We start from the raw sequence: 25,894 nt of genomic DNA on the forward strand, positions 1-25,894 counted from the left end.
CATGCCGTCGTACGAGCGACTCGACGACCTCCTCGATCCCGCGAGCACCGTGCTGCTCACCGTGGAGTGCCAGCAGGGGGTCGTCGGCCCGGACAGCGCCCTGCCCGAACTCGCCCGCGCCGCACGCACGTCCGGCGCCCTGCACAACGTGGCCCGGCTGGTCGCCGCCGCCCACGACACCGGTGTGCAGGTGATCCACGCGGTCGCCGAACGCCGCCCCGACGGCCGGGGCGCGAACCGCAACGCGCGCCTGTTCCGGGCCGCCGAACGGCTTCCCGTGCAGCAGCTGACCGGCAGCACGGCGGTCCGCGTCGCGCCGCCGGTCGAGGTCGCCGAGCAGGACTTCGTCGTACGGCGGCTGCACGGGCTGTCGCCGATCCACGGCACCGAGGTCGACGCCCTGCTGCGCAACCTCGGCTGCCGCACGCTGATCGTCAGCGGGGTCTCGGCCAACGTGGCCGTTCCCAACGCGGTGTTCGACGCCGTCAACCTCGGCTACACCGCCGTCGTCCCGGCCGACGCCATCGCGGGGGTGCCCGCCGACTACACCCCCGCGCTGATCCGCAACACCCTCGCGCTGGTCGCCACGGTCGCGACCACCGACGAACTGCTCGGCTGCTTCGGGCGGGCGCGCGGACGGCGCTGAACCCGCTCAGGCCAGTGCGATCTCGTCGCCGGAGACCGTGATCTTCGCCGCGGGCAGCGGCTGCGTCGCGGGCCCCTTCTTCACACTGCCGTCCGTCACGGAGAACTCGCTGTTGTGGCACGGGCACACGATCACGCCGTTCGCCACGCTGCCCACCGCGCAGCCCTGGTGGGTGCACTGGGACGAGAACGCCTTGTAGGTGCCCGCCGACGGCTGGGTGACCACGACGCCCTGGTCCTTGAAGATCTTGCCGCCGCCCTCGGGGATGTCGGCGGTCCTGGCCAGCGCGGCGCCGGCGCCGTCCTGCGCGGACCCGCCGGATCCCGAGCCGGTGCCGGCGGTGCCGGACGAGTCGTCGCCCGAACCGCAGGCGGTCAGCGCGGCGGCGAGCCCCGCCGCTCCGGCCGCCGCCATGACGGTACGGCGGGCCGGTCCCGCTGCGGGGTGGAGGGATGCGCTGGTCATCTGAGCGTGTCCTTTCGCGGAGCTTCTCGTGGTCCGTCAAGGGGTACGGCCGGAAGAGGGCGGCCGTTCAGACGGGCGCCCGGATCCTTCCCGTCCGGTGACGAACCGGAAACCGCGCGACGGGGCTCCCGCCCCCGGGCGGCCCCTCAGGGGGGCACCGAGCCGGGAGCGGGAGCCTCGGGTCAGGACGGGGGCTGGAGAACCGCGTCGATGACGTAGATGGTGGCGTTCGCGGCCTTGATGTTGCCGCAGACGATGTTCGCCTTGCCGTTGACCTTGAAGTGGCTACCCGAGCCCGAGGTCGTCAGCTTGCTGCCCTCCACCGTGGTGAAGGAGCCCTTGGAGAGTTGGTCCGGGGCGATCCGCTGGTCCACGACGTGGTAGGTCAGCACCTTTTTCAGCTGCCCCTCGTTCTTCAGGAGTGCGGCAAGCTGCGAGGCGGTCACCTTCTTGAACGCCTGGTCGTTGGGGGCGAAGACGGTGACGTCGGGTTTCCCGTCGAGGGTACCGCCCAGCCTGGCCCGGACCGTGGCCGCCACCAGCTGGCTGAGCTCCGGGTAGGCGGCTGCCGCCTCCACGACCTTGTCCCTGGCCGTGTCGGCCTTCTGCGAGAGCGACGAGCAGCCGGGACCGAACGTCCCCGACGGGCTGGGAGACGCGTCCTGTGCGTGGCTCTGCGACGTCAGACCTCCGAGTGCCAGTGGAACGGCGACCAGAGCCGCCCAGGTGGCCCTTGCTGTACGCATGCGGGTGAACCTCATCGCAACCTTCCTCCCGTGGAGGTGTGAGCACTGCGACGGAGTGGACAGCGGAAGTTCTCGTTTCCGCTGGGCGGGGCGGGGCGACTGCTGCGCCAGGCCATGGGCCGTTCCACCCGGCCACTCAGCGAGCGTAACCAGCAGGTGCGGATGGCCGCATCTCGAAGCCCGGCCCCTGGGAGAGCCGGGTCGCCGGTCCGTTCGCGGGAACACGTCATCGCGGCCGTGGACCCTGCCGGACGAACTGTGGTCTCCCGCTGGGTCGTCGGGACCCCGCCACTCGACCGACCGCGTGCCCGTCTGCGGGCACAACGGGTGACGCGTTCGGTGTGGACCGCCGTACCCGCCGCCGCAAGCCGTTCACTGACAGGTGTGATCAGGCTTGGTACGGCGCTCGTGGGCCTCGGCGGAGCGCTCGGCGGAGGCTTCCTCGGAGCGACAGCCCACTACGTGGTCAGAACGCTGGGACAGCGCCGCAGAGACGAGCGATCGGGACTTCAGGCCCAGCGGCAAGCCGTGCACCAGCAGTTCAGACAGGTGTGCGCGGCAAGGGACTGGGTGGCTGGGCTGCCGCGGTCGATCAGCGCGTCGGACTCACCCGAGCAACGGCACCGGACCAAGGCCGAAGCAGTCAGGCTCAGGGACGAGTGCCGCAGCGTCTGGGACAGCGCCCAAGCCGACATCGACAGTGGCGAGGTCCGCTCGGCCATGGCCGGCCTCGAAAGGGAGGTCGCGACCGTCCTGGGCCAAGTGGCGAAGGGGAACTTCGCCCCGGACACGAACCGGCTTCAACAGCGTCTCGACGAGCTGACGGCTGCCGCGAAGCACCGGCTGACGACCCGTCTCGGCGTACGGCCCTCCGAACTGACACGCCTTCGGAGGGGCGGCGAGGCCGACGGTCACCACGAGCCCCGGCGATCCGGAAGGTAAGCTGACATCACAGGGCGCCGTCCTCACTGTCCACCGGCGCTCGTCACGGCTAGCGCCGGGGAGACATCCGGTCCTTGCTGTGCCCAGGGCGGTTCTGCCCTTCCTGCGTCGTCCACAGGGCGACGATCGAGGTGGTGAGGAGCATGGCCGTACCGGACGGGAACGGACGGGCGCCGACCGCATCACATGCCGATCCCCGAGGGGACCCGTTCCTGCGGACGCAGTTCGCCGTACCGGCGCGTCCCGTGACGTTCCTGCGGCGCGACCGGCTGGCCGAGCACCTCGACGAGGCCCTGCTGACCCCGTTGACGGTGGTCCACGGAGCCGCGGGAGCGGGCAAGACCCTGCTGGCCGCCGACTGGGCCTCGACCCGGGACGAGCCCGTCGCCTGGCTCACCGCCCAGGTGGCGGACAGGGGAGGCGGCACCTTCTGGGCGTACCTCCTGGAGGCCCTGCGCCTCGCCGGCGTGACGACGTCCGCCGACGTCGGCCTCCCCGCCGAAGCGGGCCGCGCGGACGACAGGCTGCTCACGCGGCTCGCCGCCGAACTGAGCGCCCGGACCACCCCGGTGATCCTGGTCGTCGACGAATACGACCGGGTGACCGACCCGGAGATCGCGGACCAGCTGGAATTCGTCCTCCGTCAGGCGGGCCACGGCATGCGCCTGGTTCTCGTCACACGCACCGAGCCCCTCCTGCCGCTGCACCGCTACCGGGCGGCCGGCACCATCACGGAGATCAGGAACGCCGAGCTGGCCTTCACCCCGGGCGAAGCGTCCGCTCTCCTGGCGCTGCACGGCCTGCGTCTCCCGGCCGACGACGCGGGCGCGCTGGTGGAGCGCACCCGTGGCTGGGCAGCCGGACTGCGCCTGTGCGCCCTGGCGGCACAGGGAGAGCCGGATCCGCGGACGTTCCTCAAGGAGTTCGAGGCCGACCGCACCACGATCGCCGACTTCCTGCTGGCCGAGGTGCTCAAGCGGCAGACAGCCCAGACGCAGGACCTGCTGCTGCGGGTCAGCGTCCTCGAACGCTTCTGCCCCGATCTCGCCAACGCCCTCACCGGGCGCACCGACGCCGAACGGGTCCTGACCGCTCTGCACGGCCAGAACGCCTTCGTCGAGTACCTCGGGCACGCCTGGTTCCGTCTCCATCCGCTGTTCGGGGAGATCCTCCGCGCCTACCTCCGGGTGCGCTCCCCGGAGCTGGAAGCCGAGCTCCACCGCCGCGCGGCACGCTGGCTGCGGCGCTCGGGGTCCCTCGGCGAAGCGCTCGGCCACGCGGCCGCGGCGGACGACTGGGAGACCGCCGCCCGCGCCGTCATCGGCGACCTCGCCCTGGGAGAGGTCTTCACCGGCCTGCACTGCGACGATCTGTCCCGGCTGTTCTCCCGCATGGGGCCCGAGCCCGCCAGTGCGGCCACGGACCTCGTCCGCGCCGCCTGCGAACTGTCCCGCTGTGAGGTCGCGCGCGGCTCTTCCCGACTGCGACGGGCGGCACAGGCCCTGGCGGCACAGGCCGGATCGGCGGACGGCGATCCGGCCGACCTGGCCGCGACCCGGCTGAGCTGCGCCTTCCTGGAGACTCTGGTAGCGCGCCTGACGGGTGCGCCGGGACGAGCCGAGAGGGCGGCACGGTTCGCGGAACAGGTGCGGCGCGACGTTCCGGACGCGCTTCTCGAGGCGCACCCCGAGCTGATCGCACTCCTGCTCACCCACCTCGGCTCGGCACGACTGTGGGCGGGCCGGGTCCGCGATGCCCGAGCGGCCCTGACCACGGTGGTCGACTCCAGCGGGACGGGGGCGACGGAGCAGGCACGTCGGGAGTGTCTGGGCCACCTGGCCCTGATCGACTATCTGAAGGGCTGGCCGGGCAGAGCCGAGCGCAAGGCGTTGGCCACGGTCACCGCGGCGGACCGCGGCGGCCCGCCCCCGGCGCCCGGGCCGGGGCTGGCCTCGCTGGTCCTGGCCGCGGTGGCCGTCGAACGCGACGAGCTCGACCGGGCACAGGCGCTCCTCGACGCCGCGGTGGACGCGCGGCACCCGCCGCCGGACCCGGTGACGCAAGCGGGGCGGGCCATCGTCACCGGGCGGATCCTGCTGGCCCGCGGCGACACGCAGGCGGCGCTCGAAGCGGCGGACCGGGCCGTCGTGGCCGATGTGGCGTCCCCCTGGGCCGAAGCGCACACGGCGTCCGTGGCCGCCGCCGCTCACCTCGCCGAGGGCCGGCCGGAGATGGCCGTCAAGCTGCTGGAAGACGCGCCCGGCGACGAGCCGGTGTGCCTGGTGGGGGCCGCGCAGGCGGAACTGGCCGCGGGCAGACCCGAGGCCGCGGCCGAACTGCTCGACAGAATGCGGCCACAGGGCGACCTCGGTCCCGCCCTCACCGTACGGGCCGCACTGGTCAGGGCCCAACTGGCAGGCGAGGACGGTGACTACGCCGCCCGGCGCGGCCTCGTCTCGCGGGCGTTCCGGGAAGCCCGCCGCGAGCGGCTGCGACGCCCCTTCGCGGACGCCGGGCCGTGGCTGCGCACCCTGCCCTTGGGAGCACTGGCCGAGGGCTGGCTCCCCTGCGGACCCACGCGGCGCGGCTCTCCGGCGCGCACGGGGGAGCAACCGGCGCTGCCGGTGGTCGAGGAACTGAGCGGACGGGAACGCGACGTCCTGCGCCGGCTGGCCCAGATGATGTCCACGGAGGAGATCGCAGCCGACCTGTACGTCTCGGTGAACACGGTGAAGACCCATCTCAAGAGCGCCTACCGGAAGCTGGCCGTGAACCGGCGTCACGACGCGGTGCGCCGCGCGCGCGAACTGGGGCTCCTGTGACGGCACGCCTCGCGAGCGGGCGGGCCGGACGCACGTGGTCGGGCGCCCTCGTGACAGGCGGTCTCACCTCCCACGGGCGAAGCGGTGCGAGGGACGGAGCCGGAGGATCGCACGGACGGGGACCGGCGGTCCCCTCGGGGAGACGTGGGGAGAGCAGCTCATGCGCTACGAGATTCGCGTCGACGGACGGATGACCGAGACGCTGGTCAAGGCGTTCCCCGAGCTGGACCACGTCCTGATGGCCGGCCAGACCATCCTCTTCGGAGCGGTCGTCGACGAGGCACACCTGTACGGGCTGCTGGCCCGCTGCCAGTCCCTGGGGCTGAGGGTGCTGGAGATGCGCCAGATGCCGTCCTGACCCGGCCGTCGGCCTCACTCCGGTGTGCCCCGCCCCTGGCGCCGAAGACCGGCGCGGACGGCGGCCCCGAGCACCCGTACGGCGAGACCCACGATCAGCAGCGTGCATGTCATCTGGCACATCACCAGCACCCTTCCCGTCTCGGAGATCGCGAAGATGTCACCGAAGCCGGCGGTGCTGAACGTGGTGAGCGTGAAGTACAACGCGTCGGTCCTGCTCAGGTGCTCGTTGAAGGATCCGGGCACCGTGCGTTCGAGCAGGTAGTAGCCGCTCGCGAAGAGGACCAGATACAGCGCCACGGTGGCCGCCACGGTCTCGACGGCCTTCAGCCGCGGCCAGGGTGAGCGCCTGATGAGCCACACCTCCCAGCCGAAGAACAGGCCGGCCGCCAGCAGGCCACCGACGAGGGTCAGTGCGGCGAGGTCCTCGTGGTGCCGGTCCAGCGGCAACAGGTAGTACGCGGTGACGAGACCGGCCGCGACACCGGCCGAGCGGGTGACCGAGACGGCCATCGCCCAGGCACCCGGCCGGAGGGCACGTGCCGTCCCCGCCGGCGGGTCCGGCTGCTCGCCCGCAGCCACTGGATCGGTCATCGCGTGCCTCTTCGTCCGCTCCGCCACGGGCCGGCCGCCGGCCCTCCGCACCACCTCATCGTCCCGGCCCTCCGCTCGGATCACCCGCCGTGGGTGACCCCCCGGCGACCGGTCGGCGCCACTCTGGCCCGGTGAGGTGCCCGCACACGGCCCCGTCGGCCCTGCGGAAGAAATCCGCCGATCGCGTGAGGAGGAGCCATGACCTGCTCCCGCGGTCACGAGCCGTACGACCGACCGCGGCGGCTCGCCGGCGGGGCCCCTCCCTCAGGACCGCCGGCCCGGGTCACCGGCGCGGTCGGGCCCACGAAGGCCACGCGCCCCTCCGCCCGGCGAGCCGCACGGCCCGGACCGGGCTTCCCGGGCCGGCGTGACCTGGGCACGGACGATGCGCACCCGGACGTCCGCGAGCTCCCGGAGGGGAAACCCTCCGCGGGCCGGGCCCCCGACGCCGCCGACGACACTCCCTCCGAAGGAGGACCATGGATTCCGGCACCGCCTCCGGACCGTCCGGCCCGGAATCGCCCGTACCGGCCGGTCATGCCCTGACCGCCGAGGAACACGCGGAGTACCTGCGGCTCCAGCGCGCCGCGCGGGTACGCCACCGGCGTCTGCGTCGCCTGGGCGCATCGGTCCTGCTGGTCCTGACGCTCGTGCTCGCCCCGCTGGCCGTCGTCGCGGTCTGGGTCCACGACACGGTCGCCGACACCGACCGGTACGTGCAGACCGTGGCGCCGCTCGCCTCGGAGCCGGCCGTCCAGAACGCCCTCGTGAACCGGTTGACCGACCGCGTGGTGAGCCAGGTCGACGTCCAGGCCGTGACGTCCTCGCTCACCAAGGTCCTGGCGGACAACGGGGCGCCGCGCCGTGTGGTCGACGCGGCCGGGGAGCTGACCGGCCCGCTGCGCTCCGCCCTGCGGTCGGTCGTGCACCGGGTCGTCCACCGCGTCGTGACCAGCGATGTCTTCGAGCAGGCATGGGTGGCGGGCAACCGGCGGGCGCAGTCCTCGGTGGTCGGCATGCTCACCGGAGAAGGGCAGGGAGCGCTCCGGGCGAAGGGTGACACCGTCCAGCTGGACATCGGTGTGGTGATCGACCAGGTGCAGAAGCGCCTGGTGGACGCCGGATTCAAGCACGCCTCCGCGATCCCGCAGATCGACCGTTCGGTCACCCTGTTCCAGACCGAGAAACTGCACAAGGCCCAGAACGCGATGCGGCTGCTCGACATCCTCGGCGTCTGGGTCCCCGTCCTGGCTCTCGTCGCGGCCGTCGCGGCCGTGTGGACCGCTCCGGGACACCGGCTGATGCTGATGGTCACCGCTCTCGGTGTCGGTTTCATGATGGTCGTGCTGCTCGTGGCACTGGTCGTCGTACGGCGTGTCTATCTCGACTCGGTCCCGCCGGCCACGTTGCCCCCCGACGCGGCGGCGGCGATCTTCGACACCTTCGTCCGTTTCCTGCGGGACAGTGTCCGCACACTGATCGTCGTCTCGTTGATCACGGCACTGGCGGCCTGGCTGTACGGGCCGAGCCGCGCGGCCCGGGCCGTGCGGTCCGCGGCGCAGAAGGGCACCACGGCGGCGGGACGGGAGCTGAGCGGCGTCGGGGTGCGCACCGGCCACTTCGGTCAGTGGCTGGCCGTTCACCGGTCCTGGACCACCGGTGTGATCATCGGGGCCGGCGTCCTGTCCCTCGTGCTGTGGAACCACCCCACGGTGGGCGCGGTGGTGCTCGTCCTGGTCCTGGTCGTGGTCGTGCTCGCCGTCGCGGCGGTCCTGTCCGCGGCGACGGGACCGATGTCCGACCGGGTGAACCGATCGGTCCCATGACGGACGTTCACCCGTACCGGGTGAGGTGGCCGCGGCCCGTTCCGCGCACGCTGGGCGTACGGAACGGCTACCGGGCGCGGACCTGGGACGGAGGGTGAGACATGAGCACGCACATCCGCCTCGCCTATGACTATCCGGCGCTGAGCGTCTTCTGGTCCATGCTGGTGTTCTTCGTGTGGATCATGTGGTTCATCCTGCTCTTCCGGGTCGTCACCGACATCTTCCGTGACGACGACCTGGGTGGCTGGGGCAAGGCGGGGTGGCTCGTGTTCGTCGTCGTCCTGCCCTTCCTGGGCGTCTTCGTCTACCTGATCGCCCGCGGCAGGAACATGGGCCGCCGGGAGGTGCAGCAGGCCCGCGCGCAGCAGCAGGCCGTCGACGACTACATCCGCCGCACCGCCCGGGCGGACGCCCCGCTGAGCAGTGCCGACGAGATCGCGAAACTGTCCGCGATGCGCACGCACGGAGACATCACCGACGACGAGTTCCGGCGCGCGAAGGAACTGGTCCTCGCCGGCGGCGGGCCGTCCGGGCCTTCGGACGGAGCCGCCTCCGCCTCAACGCGCTGAACACGGCGCACAGCACAGAAACGAGGTCGCACCATGCCCGCCGCACACACCGCTTCCACACAGACCGCCAAACAGCAATGGGCCACCGGCCTCACGGCCTTCGCCGCCGTCATGCTCGTACTCGCCGGGATGCTGGACGTCTTCCGCGGCATCATGGGGATCGCGCACGACGACGTCTTCCTCGCGACACGCAGCTATGTCTTCCGGTTCGACCTCACGGGCTGGGGCTGGATCCATCTGATCCTCGGCGCCGTCGCGCTGCTGGTGGGCTTCGGTCTCTTCGGGGGCGCCCTGTGGGCGCGCGTCGGCGGAGTGGTCATCGCCTCGCTGGTCATCATCGCGAACTTCCTCTCCCTGCCGTACTACCCGGTCTGGTCGATCGTTCTGATGGCCTTCTCCGGCTTCGTCATCTGGGCCCTGTGCGTGGGGCGGCAAGGTGCCTCCGGCATGTTCGACTGAGGGCCACGCACGCCGGGCGCGGGCGAGGACCGCGGTGAGGGCGCCATGATCGTGAGGATGGTGTCGATACCGGAGGGGGCCACCACGCGCCTCTCCTTGGCGGAGGCGCGTCAGCGGCTCGCCCTCGACCCGTTCCTGCTGCTCGACGTCGAGCTGCCCGTGGAGGAGGGCCCGGCGGGCGAGCCACTGGCCCACCGGCTCGGACTGGACGCCCGGGAACTGGCCTGGTTCGGCAGGAAGGGGGAGTCCGCGCGGGCCGAATTCCTGGGTGACATCGCCACGTTCGTCGTTCCGGTGGTCCATGGCGACCGGGTCGCCCATCTCCACATGCTGGCCGGTGAACGCCACCTGGTCGTCTCCCACTGGGGCCGGGCCGTCCTGGCGGCGGACTGGACCACGTCCCTGCGGCGGGAGAAGCCGCACGATGCCGTGGCCGCGCTGTTCCTGGTGCTCCAGGAGGCGCTGACGACGTTCCGCCGGGCCGCGGTGGGCGCCCGGCTCAAGGTGGAGGAGCTGGAGGACGACATGTTCGCGAAGCGGCGCCCCGAGCAGATCTACCGTCTGTCCCACCTGCGCCGCCGGGCCGCCCTCCTGCACCACTCGCTGCTGCCGTACTTGCAGGTGGTCGAGGAGATGATCACCCGCAGGATGATGAGCCCCGACTTCCCGGTGGAGCGGCAGCGGCTCGCCCAGGAGTTCCAGCGCGCGGCCCGGCTCGTCCTCGCGGACATCGAGTCCTTGCAGGAGGCCACCCGCCGGGCTTTCGCCAGCTACGGGTCCCTGATCGCGGGCGAGCAGAACGGTGTGATCAACCGGTTGGCCATCGTGTCGGTGATCTTCCTGCCGTTGTCGTTCCTGACGGGCTTCTTCGGCATGAACTTCGCGTTCATGACGGACGAGTTGGAGAGCAGGGTGGTCTTCTGGCTGCTGGCCATAGGGCTCCAGGCGGGCGTCCTGCTCGTCTCCCTCTACGTACTGCACCGCACCCGCGCCTGGCGAAGACTGCGGGACCAGGCCTGACGCCCTTCACCGACGATCACCCTCGGTTACTATGCTCACTTCATGCCGGAGGCCGGAAGCAAAGGGGCGAACGGCCCTTGACGCAAGGCTGAAGAGACGGGCTGCCTGGGAAAATGCTGAAAGAGGTCACCGCGACCCGCTATATCACGCCCCTGCGTGAGGGAGGCTCGCTGCCGGGGCTCGTCGAGGCCGACGACTTCGGGACGTACGTCATGAAGTTCACCGGCGCCGGACAGGGCCGCAAGACGCTGGTCGCCGAGGTGGTGTGCGGCGAACTCGCCCGGCGCCTCGGATTCCGCATGCCCCGCCTGGTCACCGTCCGCCTGGACCCGGTCCTCGGGCTCGGCGAGCCGGAGCAGCAGGTGCAGGACCTGCTCCGGGGCAGCGGCGGCACCAATCTCGGCATGGACTTCCTGTCCGGCGCCCTCGGCTACGACCCGCTCGCCTTCCCGGTGAGCCCCGAGGAGGCCGGCCGGATCGTCTGGTTCGACGCGCTGATCAACAACGTCGACCGCTCCTGGCGCAACCCCAACCTGCTCGTGCACCAGGGCGAGCTGTGGCTCATCGACCACGGCGCCACCATGATCTGGCACCACAACTGGCCCGGCGCCGAGGCCTCGGCGGCCCGTCCCTACGACGCCTCGGACCACGCCCTCGCCGGTTTCGCCCCGGACGTCACGGCCGCCGCGGCCGAGCTGGCCCCCCGGGTCACCGAGGACCTGCTCGCCGAGGTCACCGCCGAGATCCCCGACGTCTGGCTCGCCGACGAGCCCGGCTTCGACACACCGGACGACCTGCGCCGGGCCTACGCGCGGCCGTTGCTCGCGCGGGCGGCCGGCATCGCCGAGCGGATCACCGGCATCGGCACCGTCAGCGGCTCCGTAACGGGGGAGGGCAAGTGAGCGAGCGCCACATCCACATGGCCGGCCATGTGACCGAGCGGCACATCACCCGGGCGGGCCAGGGCGGCGACCGGGACGTGTTCGAGTACGCGCTGCTGCGGGTCGTGCCCCGGGTGGAGCGCGGGGAGTGCATCAACGCGGGCGTGGTCGTGTACTGCCGCGCCCGGGACTACGTCGGTGCCCTCACCCATCTGGACGAGGCCCGGCTGCGCGCGCTGGACCCGGCCGCCGACGTCGCCGGGGTGCGGGCCGCGCTGCGTGCGATCGAGTGGCACTGCGCGGGCGGTGACCAGGCCGGGCAGGCGGCGGGCGACGACGCGGGGCGCCGCTACCGCTGGGTGATCGCACCCCGTTCCACCGTGGTCCAGCCCGGCCCGGTGCACACCGGCCTGACGGCCGACCCGGCGGCCGAGACGGAGCGGTTGCTGGACCTCTTGGTGAGGTAATGGATCACACCGGGCGGATGTGCCGTTGACACCGGGTGCCAGGGCTTCTAGCGTCACGGGTGCTGAAGGTACTAAGCGGTCGCTCACCGCACCAGGGGGTCCTCTCCGAGGGCCCGACAGGTTCTCTCAAGGGCGAGGAGACACAGCAATGTCCACCACTGAACAGCGGGTCGCGGTCGTCACCGGCGCGGCGCGCGGCATCGGCGCCGCCACCGCCGTACGACTGGCGGCGGAGGGCCGCGCGGTCGCCGTGATCGACCTGGACGAGGCCGCCTGCAAGGACACCGTCGAGAAGATCACCGCGGCCGGCGGCAAGGCCATCGCGGTCGGCGCGGACGTCTCCGACGAGGCGCAGGTCGAGGCGGCCGTCGCCCGGATCGTGGAGGAGCTGGGCGCCCCGACCATCCTGGTCAACAACGCGGGCGTGCTGCGCGACAACCTGCTGTTCAAGATGAGCGCCTCCGACTGGGACACGGTCATGAACGTGCACCTGCGCGGCTCCTTCCTGATGACCAAGGCCGTCCAGAAGCACATGGTCGACGCCGGCTGGGGCCGCGTCGTCAACCTCTCCTCCTCCTCGGCGCTCGGCAACCGCGGCCAGGTCAACTACTCGGCCGCCAAGGCGGGTCTCCAGGGCTTCACCAAGACCCTCGCCATCGAGCTGGGCAAGTTCGGCATCACCGCCAACGCCGTCGCCCCCGGCTTCATCGCCACCGAGATGACCAAGGCCACCGCCGACCGGGTCGGCATGGGCTTCGAGGACTTCAAGAAGGCCGCCGCCACCCAGATCCCGGTGCAGCGCGTCGGTGAGCCCGAGGACATCGCCAACGCCATCGCGTTCTTCACCGGCGAGGCGGCCGGCTTCGTCTCCGGCCAGGTGCTGTACGTCGCCGGCGGACCGCTCAACTAGGGATCCAGGGGTAACACGGACATGACTGAACTCCCGGAGCCGTCCGGCAGGGTCGCGATCGTCACCGGCGCCAGCCGCGGTATCGGCTACGGCATCGCCGAGGCGCTGATCGCGCGTGGCGACCGCGTCTGCATCACCGGCCGGGGCGAGGACGCCCTGAAGGAAGCCGTCGAGAAGCTCGGCGCCGAGCGGGCCATCGGCGTCGCCGGCAAGGCCCATGACCTCGACCACCAGAGCGAGGTCGTCGAACGCGCCGTGGAGGCCTTCGGCCGGGTCGACTTCCTCGTCAACAACGCGGGCACCAACCCGGTGTTCGGCCCGATCGCGGACCTCGACCTCAACGTCGCCCGCAAGGTCTTCGAGACCAACGTGATCTCCGCGCTCGGCTTCGCCCAGAAGACCTGGCACGCCTGGCAGAAGGACAACGGCGGCGCGATCGTCAACATCGCCTCCATCGCGGGCCTCGCGCCCTCGCCCTTCATCGGCGCCTACGGCGTCAGCAAGGCCGCGATGATCAACCTGACCCAGCAGCTCGCGCACGAGTTCGCGCCCAAGGTGCGGGTCAACGCGATCGCCCCGGCCGTCGTCAAGACCAAGTTCGCCCAGGCCCTGTACGAGAACCGTGAGGAGGAGGCCGCGGCGGCCTACCCGCTCGGCCGGCTCGGAGTGCCCTCCGACATCGGCGGAGCCGCCGCGTTCCTCACCTCCGAGCAGTCCGACTGGATCACCGGTCAGACCCTCGTCGTGGACGGCGGCATCTTCCTCAACGCCGGCGTGGGCTGAGCCGCGCATCTCTTCCGGGCGTCGATTCTCGGACGGATCGGCGCCCGGAAGGCCGTCCAGGGTCCGCACAGCGGAATGACAACGTCGTCACCGCTCAGTCGATCAACACAGCCTGAATTCGGGCAGGTTCAGGCTCCCGGACGCTGCGGTATGGTCTGCCGACCCTTGGTACGGCGGATCGAGGAGCGTGCGCGTGTTCAACCGGAGCCGATGCCTGCGGAGAGTCGCGGCGATCGCGTCCCTGTCGCTGGTGGCCGGATGCAGTCTGCTGTCCGACGGCGACCCCGACAGCCAGGGGCCGATCGTCGTGGGTACCACCAGCGCTCCCAGCACCCTGGACCCGGCCGGCGCCTGGGACGGTTCCTGGGAGCTGTACCGGAACGTCTTCCAGACGCTCCTCGCCTACCCGAACGGCGCCACCACCCCTCAGCCCGACGCCGCCGAGAGCTGCTCCTTCACCGACTCCACGAGCCGCACCTACCGCTGCAAGCTGCGCGCCGGCCTGAAGTTCGCCGACGGCGACCCGCTGACCGCAGAGGCCGTCCGGCACTCCATCGACCGCATCCGCGCCATCGACGCCCCCGGCGGCCCCGCCGGGCTGCTCGGCAGCCTGGACAACGTCCGGACCAGCGGCGACCGCGAGATCGTCTTCCACCTCGACCGGCCCGACGCCACCTTCCCGTTCGTGCTGGCCACCCCCGCCATGTCGATCGTCGACCCGGACGACTACCCCGCCGACTCCCTGCGCGAGGACACCACGGTCCACGGCTCGGGCCCGTACGAGCTCCGGTCCTACGAGGAGGGCGGCAAGGCCGTCCTGGTGCGCAACGACACCTACCAGGGCTTCGCCAAGCGGCAGAACGACGCGGTGACCATCCGGTACTTCAAGGACTCCGCCGGCATGGTCAAGGCACTGCGGGACAAGCAGATCGACGTCACCTACCGCGGCCTGGCCGCCGACGACATCCTCGCCCTCCAGGAGCACGCCGGCGAGGACCTGCAACTGGTCGACGGGGCCGGCACCGACATCAGCTACCTGGTGTTCAACCCCGAGGACCCCTGGGCCAAGCAGCCCGCCGTGCGCAAGGCCATCGCCCAGATCGTGGACCGGGGCGCCATCGCGCACAAGGTCTACAAGGACACGGTCGACCCGCTGTACTCGATGGTCCCCAAGGGCCTGACCGGCCACGCCACCCCGTTCTTCGACGACTACGGCGAACCGAGCGTCCCCAAGGCCCGTGAGATCCTCTCCGGCGCCGGCATCACCCGGCCCGTCCCGCTCACCCTCTGGTACACCACCGACCGCTACGGCTCCGAGACGGCCCTGATGTTCCGGGAGCTGAAGCGGCAGCTGGACGGCTCCGGCCTGTTCAGCATCACCCTCAGGAGCCGCCCGTGGAAGAGCTACGTGGTCGGTTACCAGAAGGGCGAGTACCCGGTGTTCGGACGCGGCTGGTTCCCGGACTTCCCGGACGCCGACAACTTCATCGCCCCGTTCGTCGGCGAGCACAACGCGCTCGGTACGCCCTACCCGGCCAAGGAGATCACCGACCGGCTGCTGCCCCACGCGCGCGCGGAGAGCGACCGCGCCCAGACCGTCAAGGACGTGGAGGCGGCCCAGCGGATCATGGTGGACGACGCCCGGCTGATCCCGCTGTGGCAGGGCCGGCAGTTTCTCGCGGCCAGCGTCGACATCTCCGGCGGTGAGCAGGCCCTGGACCCCTCGACGATCATGATGATGTGGACGCTGCACCGCAAGACCAGCTGGTGAGCCCGGCTGCGGGCTCGGCGGACGGTCCTCGCGGCACCGGTTGTCAGTGGTCGCCTGTAGGTTCGAAGACCTGAAGTGACCGCACGCCGTAGTTGATCGACATCGTGAGGACGTTGACGTGACCGACATCGCCATGCTGCCCGAGTCCTGGCGCGGGGTTCTGGGCGACGAGCTACAGCAGCCCTACTTCAAGGAGCTGACCGAGTTCGTCGAGGAGGAGCGGGCGAGGGGTCCCGTCTACCCGCCGCGCGAGGAGGTCTTCGCCGCGCTGGACGCCACGCCGTACGAGCGGGTGAAGGTCCTGGTCCTGGGCCAGGACCCGTACCACGGCGAGGGCCAGGGCCACGGCCTGTGCTTCTCGGTCCGCCCCGGCGTGAAGACCCCGCCCTCCCTGCGGAACATCTACAAGGAGATGCAGGAGGAGCTGGGCCTGCCCGTCCCGGACAACGGCTATCTGATGCCGTGGGCCCGGCAGGGCGTGCTGCTGCTCAACGCGGTCCTCACGGTCCGGGCCGGCGAGGCCAACTCGCACAAGGGCAAGGGCTGGGAGAAGTTCACGGACGCGGTGATCCGCGCGGTGGCCTCCCGGCCCGACCCGGCCGTCTTCGTCCTGTGGGGCAACTACGCGCAGAAGAAGCTCCCGCTGATCGACGAGACCCGGCACGTGGTGGTCAAGGGCGCGCACCCCTCGCCGCTGTCCGCGAAGAAGTTCTTCGGCTCCCGCCCGTTCACGCAGATCAACGAGGCGATCGCCGCGCAGGGGCACGAGCCGATCGACTGGCGCATCCCGAACCTGGGCTGACGGCGGCCGGGGCCCGGGGGAGCGGCCCGCGGGGGCGCGGGGCCGCGTCGAGGCGCGGCTCCGCCGCGCGGGCGCGACCCGCCACCACGGGCCCGCGGCCGACCACCGGCCGTCGGCACGACGGCGCCGCCTGTCCGGGAATCCGGTGCGCGACGGTTAGCGTCAGCAGCGGACCATTGCCGACGGCCCGGAGGGACCCCGTGGCGGAGCGACAGGAACAGGCGGCGCCGGACGCCGTGCTGACGCGGATCGGGCAGGTCGTGATGCTGCACCACGGAGGCGACCGCGAAGAGGCCCGCAGTCGCTTCCTGGACCTGTGGGCGGAGGTCGGCGAGGAGGGCGACCCGCTGCACCGCTGCACCCTGGCCCACTACTTGGCCGACACCCAGGACGACCCGGCGGACGAACTCGCCTGGGACCTGCGGGCGCTGTCGGCGGCGGAGGAGGTCGCCGACGGCCGTGTGGGCGCCGACCCGTCGAGCGTGCGGGGCTTCTTCTCCTCCCTGCACCTCAACCTTGCCGCCGACTACGCCAAGCTGGGCCGGGTCGAGGCCGCCCGCAGCCATCTGCGCCGGGCCCGCAGCGCCGCGCGGTGCCTGGCCGACGACGGCTACGGCGCGGGTGTCCGGTCCGAGATCAGCCGTCTGGCCCTGCGGCTGGGGGAGGACGGCACGCCGGGCGAAGAGGGCTGGAGACCGCCGCGCCAGGGATAGGCCCTGTCGTTTGGATCATCCCGGCGTCGCGGGGCCTGGCACGCACATCTGCCGCGTTGGCGCCGGTTGCCGACTCCCCCATGCTCGGCCATCGCGTCGGCGCCCTCCTTTGCCTTGCGGCTGCACGCACCAGGCCCCGCTCGGCTCGGCTCGACGGCACCGCTCCTCGTAGCCGGATTGCTCCCAACGACAGGGCCCAAGGCCTGTGAGTTCACCGTCTTCAGGGCGGCGGTCAGTGGCCGTACGCCTGTGCGCAGATCCGGGCTTGGGGGCTGTCCTTCCGCCAGCCGCCGTACGTCCTGCCCAGGGCGCAGACATCCGGAGGACGGGTCACCGCCGGGGGTGGGAGGGGCACGGGGGTGTGCGGTCGGCGGGAGGGAGCCGGGAGCGGGAGCCCGGGTGGGGCCGGCGGGCGGTGGGTGACCTCGGGTGCGGCCGGGGCCCGGTGCCGGGCGGGCGGTCCGGAGCGCTCCGGGCGCCCGGACGGGCCCGTCCTCTCCAGTGCCTCGCGGGCCGGTGCCTGCACCACACGGGGCTCCGCGCTGCCGTCCGGCCGGGTCGCCGTCGGCCGCGAGGGCGCGCTGCCCGGCGGCACCGCGTCCCGCACCGTCACACAGCCGGAGAGGGCCGAGACGGCCACGGTGACCAGAAGCGCTGCGGTGGTCGTCGTTCGATGCACCCGCGCAACTCTGCTGGGCCGGCAGCCGGTTCGGCACCGGGGAAGCCGGATCCGATGCCCGTACGGGTGACCGCATGCCCCCCGTCGAGGGACGCGCCGTACCGGAGCTGACGTCCAGCCACCGCCGGCGCCGTACCGAACCTGGTCGCTCCTCCCTCAGGGCATCGACGGCATCGCCGCCCGGTGGCCCCCGTATGCTTCCGGCAGGAACACGCGGTCAAGCCGTAGGGGAGAGCACGTGAAGGTCGGCTGCATCGGACTCGGGGACATCGCGCAGAAGGCGTATCTGCCGGTGCTCGGCACGCAGCCGGAGGTCGACCTGCACCTGCACACCCGCACGCCCGCCACCCTCGACCGGGTCGGCGACAGCCTGCACCTGCCCCGGGAGCAGCGGCACACCACCCTCGACTCCCTGCTCGCCGCCGGCCTCGACGCGGCCTTCGTGCACGCGCCCACCACCGTCCACCCCGAGGTGGTCACCCGGCTGCTGGAGGCCGGCGTGCCGACGTACGTGGACAAGCCCCTCGCCTACGAACTCGCCGACTCCGAGCGGCTGGTCGCCCTCGCCGAGCGGCGGGGCGTCTCGCTGTTCGTCGGCTTCAACCGCCGGTACGCCCCCGGGTACGCCCAGTGTCTGGACCACCCGCGCGAGCTGATCCTCATGCAGAAGAACCGGGTCGGGCTGCCCGAGGAACCGCGCTCGATGATCCTGGACGACTTCATCCATGTCGTCGACACCCTGCGGTTCCTGGTGCCGGGCCCGGTCGACGACGTCACCGTGCGCGCCCGTGCCGAGGGCGGGCTGCTGCACCACGTCGTGCTCCAGCTCGGCGGCGACGGCTTCACCGCGCTCGGCGTGATGAACCGGCTCAGCGGCTCCACCGAGGAGATCCTGGAGGTGTCCGGACAGGACACCAAGCGCCAGGTGGTCAACCTCGCCGAGGTGATCGACCACAAGGGGCAGCCGACCGTGCGCCGGCGCGGCGACTGGGTGCCGGTGGCCCGCCAGCGCGGCATCGAGCAGGCGGCCCTCGCGTTCCTCGACGCCGTGCGGGCCGGGAAGCTGCTCAGCGCCAGGGACGCGCTGGCGACTCACGAACTGTGCGAGCGGGTGGTCCGAGCGGTTCAGGACCGCTGCGGCGCAGCCTGAGCGCCCGCGCCCCCTCGGTCACGCACAGCGTGGCCAGCACCAGCAGCGCCCCGTCCACAGGCCAGTCGCCATAGCGGACGTACGGCGTGACGCCGTGCGCGAGCGGTACGTCGTACACGCGCGCGGCGCTCGCGTCGGTGGTGAGCCACGGGCCGAGGCGCTGACCGGCCGGGCCGTACACCGCCGAGACGCCCGTGAGGGTGGCGTGCACCATCGGACGGCCGGTCTCCGCGGCGCGCAGCGCGGCCAGCGAGGCGTGCTGCTCGGGCGCCCAGCTGTGCTGGAAGGACGAGGTGGACGACTGGCCGAGGAGGACGTCCGCACCGTCCTCGGCGAGGTGCCGGCTCATGTCCGGGAACGCGGTCTCGAAGCAGATCAGCGGGCCGATCCGCAGCCCGTGCCCGACGTTCATCACGGTCTGTTCGCTGCCGCGGTGCCGGTCCTCGCCGGCCGCCCGGCCCACCGAGGTGGCCCAGCCGAGCAGCGAACGGGCCGGTATGTACTCGCCGAACGGGACCAGCCGCATCTTGTCGTACCGGTCGCCGGTCGGTCCGTCCGGGCCGACCAGCACCGAACTCTTGTATATGCCGGGCCGGTCGGAGCGCCGGGCGTCCACGTTCACCAGCACATCGGCGCCGGTCTCGCGGGACAGCGCGGCGAGCCGCCGGGACAGGTCGGGGCGGTCGTCCAGGTCGAAGCCGACGCTGGACTCGCCCCACACCACCAGGTCGGCGCCCTGCCCGGCGAGCCGCCGGGTCAGCCGCTCCTCCTGGTCGAACCGCTTGTCGCCGCTGTCCTGCCCGGCCACGATCCCCGGCTGTACGACGGCGATCCGCACCCGCCCGTCGACGTCCGGGCGCGGCGCCCAGGCCCACGCGGCCGAGGCCGCGGCAGCCGTGGCGACCAGTGAGGCCACGGCCGGCACCCGCGACGCGCGGACGGCGAGCAGCACGGCCACGGCCACGTTGACGGCCACCACCAGGAAGCTGAGCAGCCAGACCCCGCCGACCGAGGCCAGCCGCAGCGCCGGGCCCACCTGCCACTGGCTGGCGCCGAGCATGCCCCACGGCCCGCCGAGCCCCTGCCAGGACCGGACCAGTTCCACCGCCAGCCAGGCCGACGGGAGCACCACCAGGGCGGCGGCACACCGGCTCGCCGACGGCACCCCGCCCAGGAACCGGCGCACCAGCAGGCCCCACGGCGCCCACAGCAGCCCCAGCAGGGCGGCGATCAGGAAGATGAACACGTGCAGGCTCGGCAGCAGCCAGTGGTGGACGGCTATGAGGAATCCGATGCCGCCCCACCAGCCGTCGTACGCGGCCCTGCGCCCGGTCGGCGCGGAGCGGGCGAGCAGGATCCACGGCACCAGCGCGATGTAGGCGAACCACCACAAAGAGGGAGCCGGGAACGAGAGCACCGGCAGGGCACCGGCGAGGGCGGCGGCGGCCGAGCGGCGCCAGGGGGAGGTCAGCCAGCGGTTGATCGTCCTCATAGGGAGCCTCCCTACCCAGCGATAGGTCCAGTGTGCGCGGTGAGCGGGAGGCCGTGTCTCTTCTGGCCAGGGCGGGGGCGGTCGTACGGCGTCCGCGGGCGTGCGGGGCGCGCTGCCGAGCCGCGTGTCGGTACGCCCCCGCGCCGCTCAGGGGCTCCCGGCGTTACGGGGCGCCCGGCCCGCGGCGCCACTTCTCGTGTACGACGACCTCGCTCAGGCGCCAGCCCTCGGCGGTGCGCAGGAGTCCGAAGTCGTAACGGCCGCCGCACACCAGGTCCGGGGCGGCGGAGCCGTCGGGGCCGGTGAAGCGCATGGTGTTGAGGTAGTCGGCGCGGACACGGGCGGTGTCGCCGGTGTCCTGGTCCAGGACGCCGAAGCGGACCTGCCGGTTGACGATCAGGTGCTGGCGCACGGCGAACAGGGTCAGGCTCCCGGCCAGCCAGGCGGCGACCCGGTCGGCGTCGCCCTCGATACCGCCCGCCGAGCGGTAGTCGGCGCGTCCGTCCGCCGTGAACAGCCCTCGGTACCCCGTCCAGTCGCCGTCGTCCACCGCCACCGCGTACGCGGTGACCAGGTCGTCCACGGCCAGGCGGTCCCTCACGGTCGCGAACTCCGCACGCTGGGTCATCGGCACAGTGTTGGGCACGGCGGGCGCTGAGCCAAGAGGTGTGCGGGGTGAATATTCGGTGGTGCCGGGTGGGCCGCCCGGCCGAACCTGTCCCGGTGAACGAACAGAACGAACAACTCGCCGGCACCGAGCCCAGGTTCCGCGTCCGCGCCCGGCACACGGAGACCACGGTCACCGTCTACCAGGCCTACCGCCCGGGGATCGGGCGTGTCGCCGCACGCACCGGACGCTTTCCCTCCGCCTGGAAGCGGGACCGGATGACGTGGATCAAGCCGTCGTTCCTGTGGATGATGTACCGCTGCGGCTGGGGCACCAAGGAGAACCAGGAGACCGTCCTGGCCGTCGAGATCCGCCGGGACGGCTTCGAGTGGGCCCTGCGCCACGCCTGCCTGTCCCACTACGTGCCCGCGCTCCACGAGGACCAGGCCGCCTGGAAGGCGGAGCTGGCGCGCTGCCCGGCCCGGGTGCAGTGGGACCCGGAGCGCGATCTGCGCTTCGCCCCGCTGCCGTACCGGTCGTTGCAGCTCGGCCTCGCCGGGGAGGCGGCGGCCCGGTACGCGGACGAGTGGATCGTCGGCATCGAGGACGTCACACCGCTGGCCGCGGAGATCCACGGGCTGGTGCGGGCGGGGGAACCGGAGCGGGCGAAGGGGCTGCTGCCGAAGGAGCGGCCGTATCCGGTGGCCGATGAGGTGCTGGCGCACCTGCGGGCGTAGGACGGCGGCGGGATGCCCGCGGGGTGGGGTGCCGGACGGGGTGCGCCGGGCCGGGTCAGGCCGCCTCGATGACCTGACAACGGATCGCCTCGGCCCACTCGATCACCAACAGCTCGTACTCCGCGCGCTCCTGGGCCGACAGGGTGCCGCCCGCACGCAGCCACAGCGCCCGGATCTGCTCGTTCACCTCGGCAGCAGAGCGCACGGAACCAGGGGGCAGGGATTCGGGGGACATGCCGAACAGCCTAGGGGCAAGGTCTGACGGTGCGCTACCACGCGGCTACGCAGAAGGTATGGGGTTGGTCACCAACGCCGCCCGGTCATCCGTCCGTGGCCGCGAACAGCCCGGCGCCCGCGGGGCGTTGCCCAGGTCCTGGGCGGGCCGCCGCGGGCGCGAAGATGTCCGAAACAGAGGTGGTGGCGCGGGCCGTCAGCCCGCCGACTCCGCCGCGTGGGGGCTCAGCACGCCGGCACCGACCAGGGCGATGATCGCCACGCCGAGGGCGATGCGGTACCAGACGAACGGCATGAAGCTCTTGTTGGAGATCCACTTCATGAACCACGCGATGACCGCGTATCCCGAGGCGAACGCGATCACCGTCGCGAACAGGGTGGGCGGCCAGTCCACATGGCCCTCGCCCAGCGAGTCCTTCACCTCGAAGGCGCCGGAGGCGAGGACGGCCGGGATGGCGAGCAGGAAGGAGTAGCGGGCCGCGGCCTCGCGCCGGTAGCCCATGAACAGGCCGCCGCTGATGGTCGCGCCGGAGCGGGAGACGCCGGGGACGAGGGCGCAGGCCTGGCACAGGCCGAAGATCAGGCCGTCCTTGACGCCGAGGTTCTCCAGGGTCTTGCGCTGCTTGGGCGCCCGGTGCCGGCCGCCGGTCTCGTCGCGCGCCGCCATCCGGTCGGCGATGCCGATGACCACGCCGATGACGATGAGCATGGTGGCGGTGATCCGCAGATCGCGGAACGGCCCCTCGATCTGGTCCTTCAGCGTCACGCCCAGCACCCCGATCGGGATGGAGCCGACGATCACCAGCCAGCCCATCTGCGCGTCGTGGTTGTGCCGCATCGCCTTGTCGAACAGCGAGCGGAACCAGGACGAGATGATCCGGCCGATGTCCTTGCGGAAGTAGATGAGGACCGCGGCCTCCGTGCCGATCTGCGTGATGGCCGTGAAGGCCGCCCCCGGATCCTTCCAGCCCGAGAACGCCGCGGTCAGCCGCAGGTGCGCGCTGGAGGAGACGGGCAGGAACTCGGTCAGCCCCTGGACGAGTCCGAGGACGAGGGATTCAAACCAAGACATGAAGGTATGGCGTCCAAGCGCTGAAGGGAGAAGAGGTGATCATATGACGGAGGAAGCGTAGCGGGCCCCGCCGACAGCGCGGCGGCGAGGTCCCTCCTATGCGGCCGACGGCCCGGTGACGGTCCAGCCCGGGGTCTGCGGACGGGCCGTCAGGTCCTCGTGGCGCACGGGATCGCCGCAGGCCTGGCACGTGACCACCGGCACCAGTTCCTCGCCGCAGCGGTGCTCGACGGCCATGGGCAGGTCGACGCCCTTGCGCAGATGCCGGTCGCCCCACTCCTTGAGGGTCATCAGGACGGGCTCCAGCTCCAGCCCGGCCTGCGTGGGCCGGTACTCGAAGCGCTGCGGGCGCTCGCTGTAGAGGCGCTTGGTGAGGACGCCGGCCTCGACGAGGCGGCGCAGCCGGGTGGACAGGATGTCGCGCGGGGCGCCGATGTTGCGCACGAGCTGGTCGAAGCGGCCGTTGCCCAGGCACACCTCGCGCAGGACGAGCAGGGAGTACTTCTCGCCGACGATCGCGAGGGCGTCGGCGATGGAGCAGGGGCGCGAATCCTTCGTGGCGGCCATGGGCCCAGTCTAGAGGAGGGTTTGAATTTCCAACCCAAGGGGTTATGGTGAGTTCGCATTTCCTACTCACCGGTAGCTCGTCCGATCAAGCTGGAGGCCGGCGCCATGCGAGACGCGGTCATCGTCGAAGCCGTACGCACCCCCGTCGGCAAGGGCAAGCCGAACGGCTCCCTCGCCCACGTCCACCCCGTGCAACTCCTCGCCCACACCCTGCGCACCCTGGTCGAGCGCTCCGGCGTCGACCCGGCGTTGATCGACGACGTGATCGGCGGCACCGTCGACCAGGTCGGCGAGCAGGCCATGAACACCACCCGGTACGCCGTGCTCGCCGCCGGCCTCCCCGAGTCCGTCCCCGCGACCACCGTGGACCGCCAGTGCGGCTCCTCCCAGCAGGCCGTCCACTTCGCCGCGCAGGGCGTGATCTCGGGCGCGTACGACCTCGTGGTCGCCTGCGGTGTGGAGTCGATGAGCCGGGTGCCGATGTGGTCCAACGTGCCCGCCGGCAAGGACCCGTTCGGGCCCGGCGTCGCCGAGCGCTACCCGGACGGCCTGGTGCCGCAGGGGATCAGCGCCGAACTCATCGCCGCCAAGTGGTCCCTCACGCGCGCGCGGATGGACGAGTTCGCCGTCTCCTCGCACCACAAGGCCGCCGCCGCGTGGCGGACCGGGCTCTTCGACGCCGAGGTCGCCCCGCTCGACGGCGTCGCGCGCGACGAGTCCGTCCGCCCGGACAGCACGCCGGAGACCCTCGCCGGACTCAAGCCCGCCTACTACGACCCCGGCTTCGCCGAGCGCTTCCCGCAGATCGAGTGGAACGTCACCGCGGGCAACGCGAGCCCCATCAACGACGGTGCCTCCGCCGTCCTGATCACCTCCAGCGACACCGCGGCCCGGCTCGGCCTGCGCCCGCTGGCCCGTCTCCACAGCTTCGCCGTGACCGGCTCCGACCCGCTGCTCATGCTGACCGGGGTCATCCCGGCCACCGAGAAGGTGCTGCGCCGGGCCGGGCTGAAGCTGGACGACATCGACCTGTTCGAGGTCAACGAGGCCTTCTCCAGCGTGGTGCTCGCCTGGCAGCAGGAGACCGGCGCCGACCTCGCCAAGGTCAACGTGCACGGCGGCGCCATCGCCCTCGGTCACCCCCTCGGCGCCAGCGGCACCCGCCTGACCACGACCCTGGTCCACGCGATGCGCGAACGCGGCGCCCGCTACGCCCTCCAGACCATGTGCGAGGCGGGCGGCCTCGCCAACGCGATGATCCTGGAAGGCGTCTGAGCCGGGGCTCCGGCCGGGGGACCGGGCGGGCGCAGGGCGGCGCCGAGCGGTGTCCCGGCGCCGCCGGGCCGCCGGGCACCACGCCATGACGCCGGTCACCAGGCCGTGACCCGCCCGGCGGCGACCGGCTCGTCGACGAGCGGAGTCACGGGCTCGAACACGACGGGGGCCGCCTGCCCCGCCGGTCGGGCCGGGGACGCTCCGGGGCCGCAGACCGCGACAAGGGGCGGTCACGGGGGAGCGGGCCGCGTGGGACGCCGACCGTGCCGCCTCGGTGGCGTCCTGCTCGCGCCGTCCAGGCGAAGGTCCTCACGGTGCCACAGGGCCGCCGGTGGTCACCCGGGGCCGCCACCAGTTCGTCCAGCGCCCCGTGCGGTGCCTCGGCCCTCGCTCGGCGCGGGCGGCCCGCTCACGCCGGGACTGGCGCGGTGCGGTGGACGCGCCGCCGAGCGGCGTGCCGGCCACGGCGATGACGCTGGACCCCATGAGAGGCCCTCCCCGGCGGACGGGCGACCGCGCTCACCGGCCGCGCAGCTGGTGGCGTTTGCGCCAGGCCACCGCCGTGCCCGCCAGCGCCGGTACGGCGATGCAGGCCATCGCGATCAGGAAGGCGGGGGAGGTCGGCGCCGAGGCGCGGGCGCCGGCGACGGCGTAGGCGGCGGTGTTCGGGACCGAGCCCAGACCGGTGGCCAGCAGGAAGGGCAGCCAGCCCATGCGGGAGACGGCCGCGCAGTAGTTCGCCGCCCAGAACGGCACTCCCGGGAAGAGCCGCAGGGCCAGCATGGACCGGAGCCCGTGCCGGCTGAGCTGCCCGTCGGCCGCGCGCAGCCAGCGCCCCCGCAGCAGCGGGCGCAGCGCGTCCTGCCCGAGCAGCCGGCCCAGCCCGAAGGCCACCCCGGCCCCGAGCACCGTGCCCGTCAGTGCCGTCGCCAGCCCCACCTGCGAGCCGAACAGCGCGCCCGCGGCCAGGTTCAGCAAGGGACGCGGCACGAACGCCACGGTGCACAGCCCGTACGCCGCCGCGAAGACGACGGCCGCCGCGGCCCCGCCGAGCTGCGGCGGCCAGCCGTGCGTCAGCAGCCGCTGCGGCTCGAAGAGCAGCACGCACGCGGCGGCACCCACGAGCAGGGCGACCAGCAGCGACAGCCGTGCGTACGGGGACAGCAGTACGCGGGTGCAGCGGGCGGCCAACCCCGTGGGGGGCAGGGGAAGAACGGGGGCGACGAGCTCCTGGGCGGCGGCCCGGGGAGAGGCCGTGGCGGTGCCAGAGCGGTTGGCATCGAGCATCCGTCGACAGTAACCGACGAA

General features: G+C 72.3%; 29 protein-coding genes. 18 read left to right on the forward strand and 11 right to left on the reverse strand.

Annotated features, from left to right (window positions below; genetic code table 11):
• The first annotated feature begins 1 nt into the window (after position 1).
• Positions 2 to 646, forward strand: a complete 645-nt coding sequence (locus IE294_RS25195; protein ID WP_189889772.1) for a cysteine hydrolase family protein — start codon at positions 2 to 4, stop codon at positions 644 to 646.
• 6 nt (positions 647 to 652) lie between these two features.
• Here IE294_RS25195 and IE294_RS25200 read toward each other — a convergent pair whose 3' ends face one another.
• Positions 653 to 1,111: a Rieske (2Fe-2S) protein gene (locus IE294_RS25200; RefSeq protein ID WP_189889774.1), complete on the reverse strand. Its 459-nt coding sequence runs from the start codon at positions 1,109 to 1,111 to the stop codon at positions 653 to 655.
• A gap of 182 nt (positions 1,112 to 1,293) precedes the next feature.
• Positions 1,294 to 1,857, reverse strand: coding sequence for a fasciclin domain-containing protein (locus tag IE294_RS25205; protein WP_229917333.1), 564 nt, complete (start codon positions 1,855 to 1,857; stop codon positions 1,294 to 1,296).
• 384 nt (positions 1,858 to 2,241) lie between these two features.
• On the opposite strand from IE294_RS25205, the gene IE294_RS47815 reads away from it, so the two are divergent.
• The 3 genes from IE294_RS47815 (at position 2,242) to IE294_RS25215 (ending at position 5,979) form a co-directional block, all read left to right on the forward strand.
• Positions 2,242 to 2,799 (forward strand): hypothetical protein, encoded by a 558-nt coding sequence (locus tag IE294_RS47815; protein ID WP_229917334.1) that lies wholly within the window; start codon positions 2,242 to 2,244, stop codon positions 2,797 to 2,799.
• A gap of 143 nt (positions 2,800 to 2,942) precedes the next feature.
• On the forward strand, positions 2,943 to 5,621 hold the full coding sequence (locus IE294_RS25210) for a winged helix-turn-helix domain-containing protein (protein WP_229917335.1): 2,679 nt from the start codon (positions 2,943 to 2,945) through the stop codon (positions 5,619 to 5,621).
• A gap of 160 nt (positions 5,622 to 5,781) precedes the next feature.
• Positions 5,782 to 5,979 (forward strand): DUF8691 family protein, encoded by a 198-nt coding sequence (locus IE294_RS25215; protein ID WP_014671381.1) that lies wholly within the window; start codon positions 5,782 to 5,784, stop codon positions 5,977 to 5,979.
• Between the two features lie 14 nt (positions 5,980 to 5,993).
• Here the strand turns inward: IE294_RS25215 and IE294_RS25220 are convergent, their stop codons facing one another.
• Positions 5,994 to 6,491, reverse strand: coding sequence for a potassium channel family protein (locus IE294_RS25220; RefSeq protein ID WP_189889999.1), 498 nt, complete (start codon positions 6,489 to 6,491; stop codon positions 5,994 to 5,996).
• 560 nt (positions 6,492 to 7,051) lie between these two features.
• Here IE294_RS25220 and IE294_RS25225 point away from each other — a divergent pair.
• From IE294_RS25225 to IE294_RS25275, 11 genes are all read left to right on the forward strand, one after another.
• Positions 7,052 to 8,398 (forward strand): hypothetical protein, encoded by a 1,347-nt coding sequence (locus IE294_RS25225; RefSeq protein WP_189889777.1) that lies wholly within the window; start codon positions 7,052 to 7,054, stop codon positions 8,396 to 8,398.
• A 101-nt stretch (positions 8,399 to 8,499) separates the two neighbouring features.
• Positions 8,500 to 8,967, forward strand: coding sequence for an SHOCT domain-containing protein (locus IE294_RS25230; RefSeq protein ID WP_189889779.1), 468 nt, complete (start codon positions 8,500 to 8,502; stop codon positions 8,965 to 8,967).
• Between the two features lie 33 nt (positions 8,968 to 9,000).
• The gene (locus tag IE294_RS25235) at positions 9,001 to 9,426 is read left to right on the forward strand and encodes a DUF7144 family membrane protein (RefSeq protein WP_189889781.1); all 426 of its coding nucleotides are present in this window, start codon (positions 9,001 to 9,003) and stop codon (positions 9,424 to 9,426) included.
• 57 nt (positions 9,427 to 9,483) lie between these two features.
• On the forward strand, positions 9,484 to 10,446 hold the full coding sequence (locus IE294_RS25240; protein WP_229917337.1) for a CorA family divalent cation transporter: 963 nt from the start codon (positions 9,484 to 9,486) through the stop codon (positions 10,444 to 10,446).
• Positions 10,447 to 10,559: 113 nt separating this feature from the next.
• Entirely contained in the window at positions 10,560 to 11,348 is a 789-nt protein-coding gene (locus tag IE294_RS25245) for a HipA family kinase (protein ID WP_189889783.1), read from the forward strand.
• Positions 11,345 to 11,794 carry a DUF3037 domain-containing protein gene (locus tag IE294_RS25250; protein WP_229917338.1) on the forward strand — a complete coding sequence of 150 codons (450 nt, stop codon included), beginning with the start codon at positions 11,345 to 11,347 and terminating at the stop codon, positions 11,792 to 11,794. The genes IE294_RS25245 and IE294_RS25250 overlap by 4 nt, the downstream gene beginning before the upstream one ends.
• Before the next feature lie 148 nt (positions 11,795 to 11,942).
• Entirely contained in the window at positions 11,943 to 12,704 is a 762-nt protein-coding gene (gene fabG, locus IE294_RS25255; RefSeq protein WP_014671373.1) for a 3-oxoacyl-ACP reductase FabG, read from the forward strand.
• Positions 12,705 to 12,725: 21 nt separating this feature from the next.
• On the forward strand, positions 12,726 to 13,487 hold the full coding sequence (locus IE294_RS25260) for an SDR family oxidoreductase (RefSeq protein ID WP_189889785.1): 762 nt from the start codon (positions 12,726 to 12,728) through the stop codon (positions 13,485 to 13,487).
• 193 nt (positions 13,488 to 13,680) lie between these two features.
• Positions 13,681 to 15,258, forward strand: a complete 1,578-nt coding sequence (locus IE294_RS25265; protein WP_189889787.1) for an ABC transporter substrate-binding protein — start codon at positions 13,681 to 13,683, stop codon at positions 15,256 to 15,258.
• Between the two features lie 118 nt (positions 15,259 to 15,376).
• Positions 15,377 to 16,060, forward strand: a complete 684-nt coding sequence (gene ung, locus IE294_RS25270) for a uracil-DNA glycosylase (RefSeq protein ID WP_059265445.1) — start codon at positions 15,377 to 15,379, stop codon at positions 16,058 to 16,060.
• 200 nt (positions 16,061 to 16,260) lie between these two features.
• A complete protein-coding gene (locus IE294_RS25275) occupies positions 16,261 to 16,773 on the forward strand; it encodes a hypothetical protein (RefSeq protein ID WP_189889789.1) in 513 nt (170 codons plus the stop codon).
• A gap of 232 nt (positions 16,774 to 17,005) precedes the next feature.
• On the opposite strand, the gene IE294_RS25280 is transcribed toward IE294_RS25275, so the two are convergent.
• Complete coding sequence (locus tag IE294_RS25280) at positions 17,006 to 17,452, reverse strand: hypothetical protein (RefSeq protein ID WP_189889791.1); 447 nt, start codon at positions 17,450 to 17,452, stop codon at positions 17,006 to 17,008.
• Positions 17,453 to 17,690: 238 nt separating this feature from the next.
• Between IE294_RS25280 and IE294_RS25285 the strand changes: the two genes are divergently transcribed.
• Positions 17,691 to 18,602 carry a Gfo/Idh/MocA family protein gene (locus IE294_RS25285; protein WP_189889793.1) on the forward strand — a complete coding sequence of 304 codons (912 nt, stop codon included), beginning with the start codon at positions 17,691 to 17,693 and terminating at the stop codon, positions 18,600 to 18,602.
• Here the strand turns inward: IE294_RS25285 and lnt are convergent.
• Positions 18,520 to 20,094 (reverse strand): apolipoprotein N-acyltransferase, encoded by a 1,575-nt coding sequence (gene lnt, locus IE294_RS25290; RefSeq protein ID WP_189889795.1) that lies wholly within the window; start codon positions 20,092 to 20,094, stop codon positions 18,520 to 18,522. The two genes, IE294_RS25285 and lnt, sit on opposite strands and share 83 nt — an antisense overlap.
• A 163-nt stretch (positions 20,095 to 20,257) precedes the next feature.
• Entirely contained in the window at positions 20,258 to 20,722 is a 465-nt protein-coding gene (locus IE294_RS25295) for a nuclear transport factor 2 family protein (RefSeq protein WP_189889797.1), read from the reverse strand.
• Positions 20,723 to 20,817: 95 nt separating this feature from the next.
• Between IE294_RS25295 and IE294_RS25300 the strand changes: the two genes are divergently transcribed.
• The gene (locus IE294_RS25300) at positions 20,818 to 21,438 is read left to right on the forward strand and encodes a DUF4291 domain-containing protein (RefSeq protein WP_189889800.1); all 621 of its coding nucleotides are present in this window, start codon (positions 20,818 to 20,820) and stop codon (positions 21,436 to 21,438) included.
• 55 nt (positions 21,439 to 21,493) lie between these two features.
• Here the strand turns inward: IE294_RS25300 and IE294_RS25305 are convergent, their stop codons facing one another.
• The 3 genes from IE294_RS25305 to IE294_RS25315 form a co-directional block, all read right to left on the reverse strand.
• On the reverse strand, positions 21,494 to 21,673 hold the full coding sequence (locus IE294_RS25305) for a hypothetical protein (RefSeq protein ID WP_189889801.1): 180 nt from the start codon (positions 21,671 to 21,673) through the stop codon (positions 21,494 to 21,496).
• A gap of 195 nt (positions 21,674 to 21,868) precedes the next feature.
• Entirely contained in the window at positions 21,869 to 22,744 is an 876-nt protein-coding gene (locus IE294_RS25310) for an undecaprenyl-diphosphate phosphatase (protein ID WP_189889803.1), read from the reverse strand.
• Between the two features lie 96 nt (positions 22,745 to 22,840).
• Positions 22,841 to 23,311 carry a winged helix-turn-helix transcriptional regulator gene (locus tag IE294_RS25315; RefSeq protein WP_189889805.1) on the reverse strand — a complete coding sequence of 157 codons (471 nt, stop codon included), beginning with the start codon at positions 23,309 to 23,311 and terminating at the stop codon, positions 22,841 to 22,843.
• Between the two features lie 105 nt (positions 23,312 to 23,416).
• Here IE294_RS25315 and IE294_RS25320 point away from each other — a divergent pair, with 105 nt between their 5' ends.
• Positions 23,417 to 24,586, forward strand: a complete 1,170-nt coding sequence (locus tag IE294_RS25320; protein ID WP_189889807.1) for a thiolase family protein — start codon at positions 23,417 to 23,419, stop codon at positions 24,584 to 24,586.
• A gap of 309 nt (positions 24,587 to 24,895) precedes the next feature.
• On the opposite strand, the gene IE294_RS25325 is transcribed toward IE294_RS25320, so the two are convergent.
• On the reverse strand, positions 24,896 to 25,072 hold the full coding sequence (locus IE294_RS25325; protein ID WP_189889809.1) for a hypothetical protein: 177 nt from the start codon (positions 25,070 to 25,072) through the stop codon (positions 24,896 to 24,898).
• Between the two features lie 33 nt (positions 25,073 to 25,105).
• Positions 25,106 to 25,873 (reverse strand): TVP38/TMEM64 family protein, encoded by a 768-nt coding sequence (locus IE294_RS25330; protein ID WP_189889811.1) that lies wholly within the window; start codon positions 25,871 to 25,873, stop codon positions 25,106 to 25,108.
• Positions 25,874 to 25,894: the final 21 nt, after the last annotated feature.

The organism is Streptomyces canarius (assembly GCF_014650735.1).
Lineage (GTDB): Bacteria > Actinomycetota > Actinomycetes > Streptomycetales > Streptomycetaceae > Streptomyces > Streptomyces olivaceoviridis.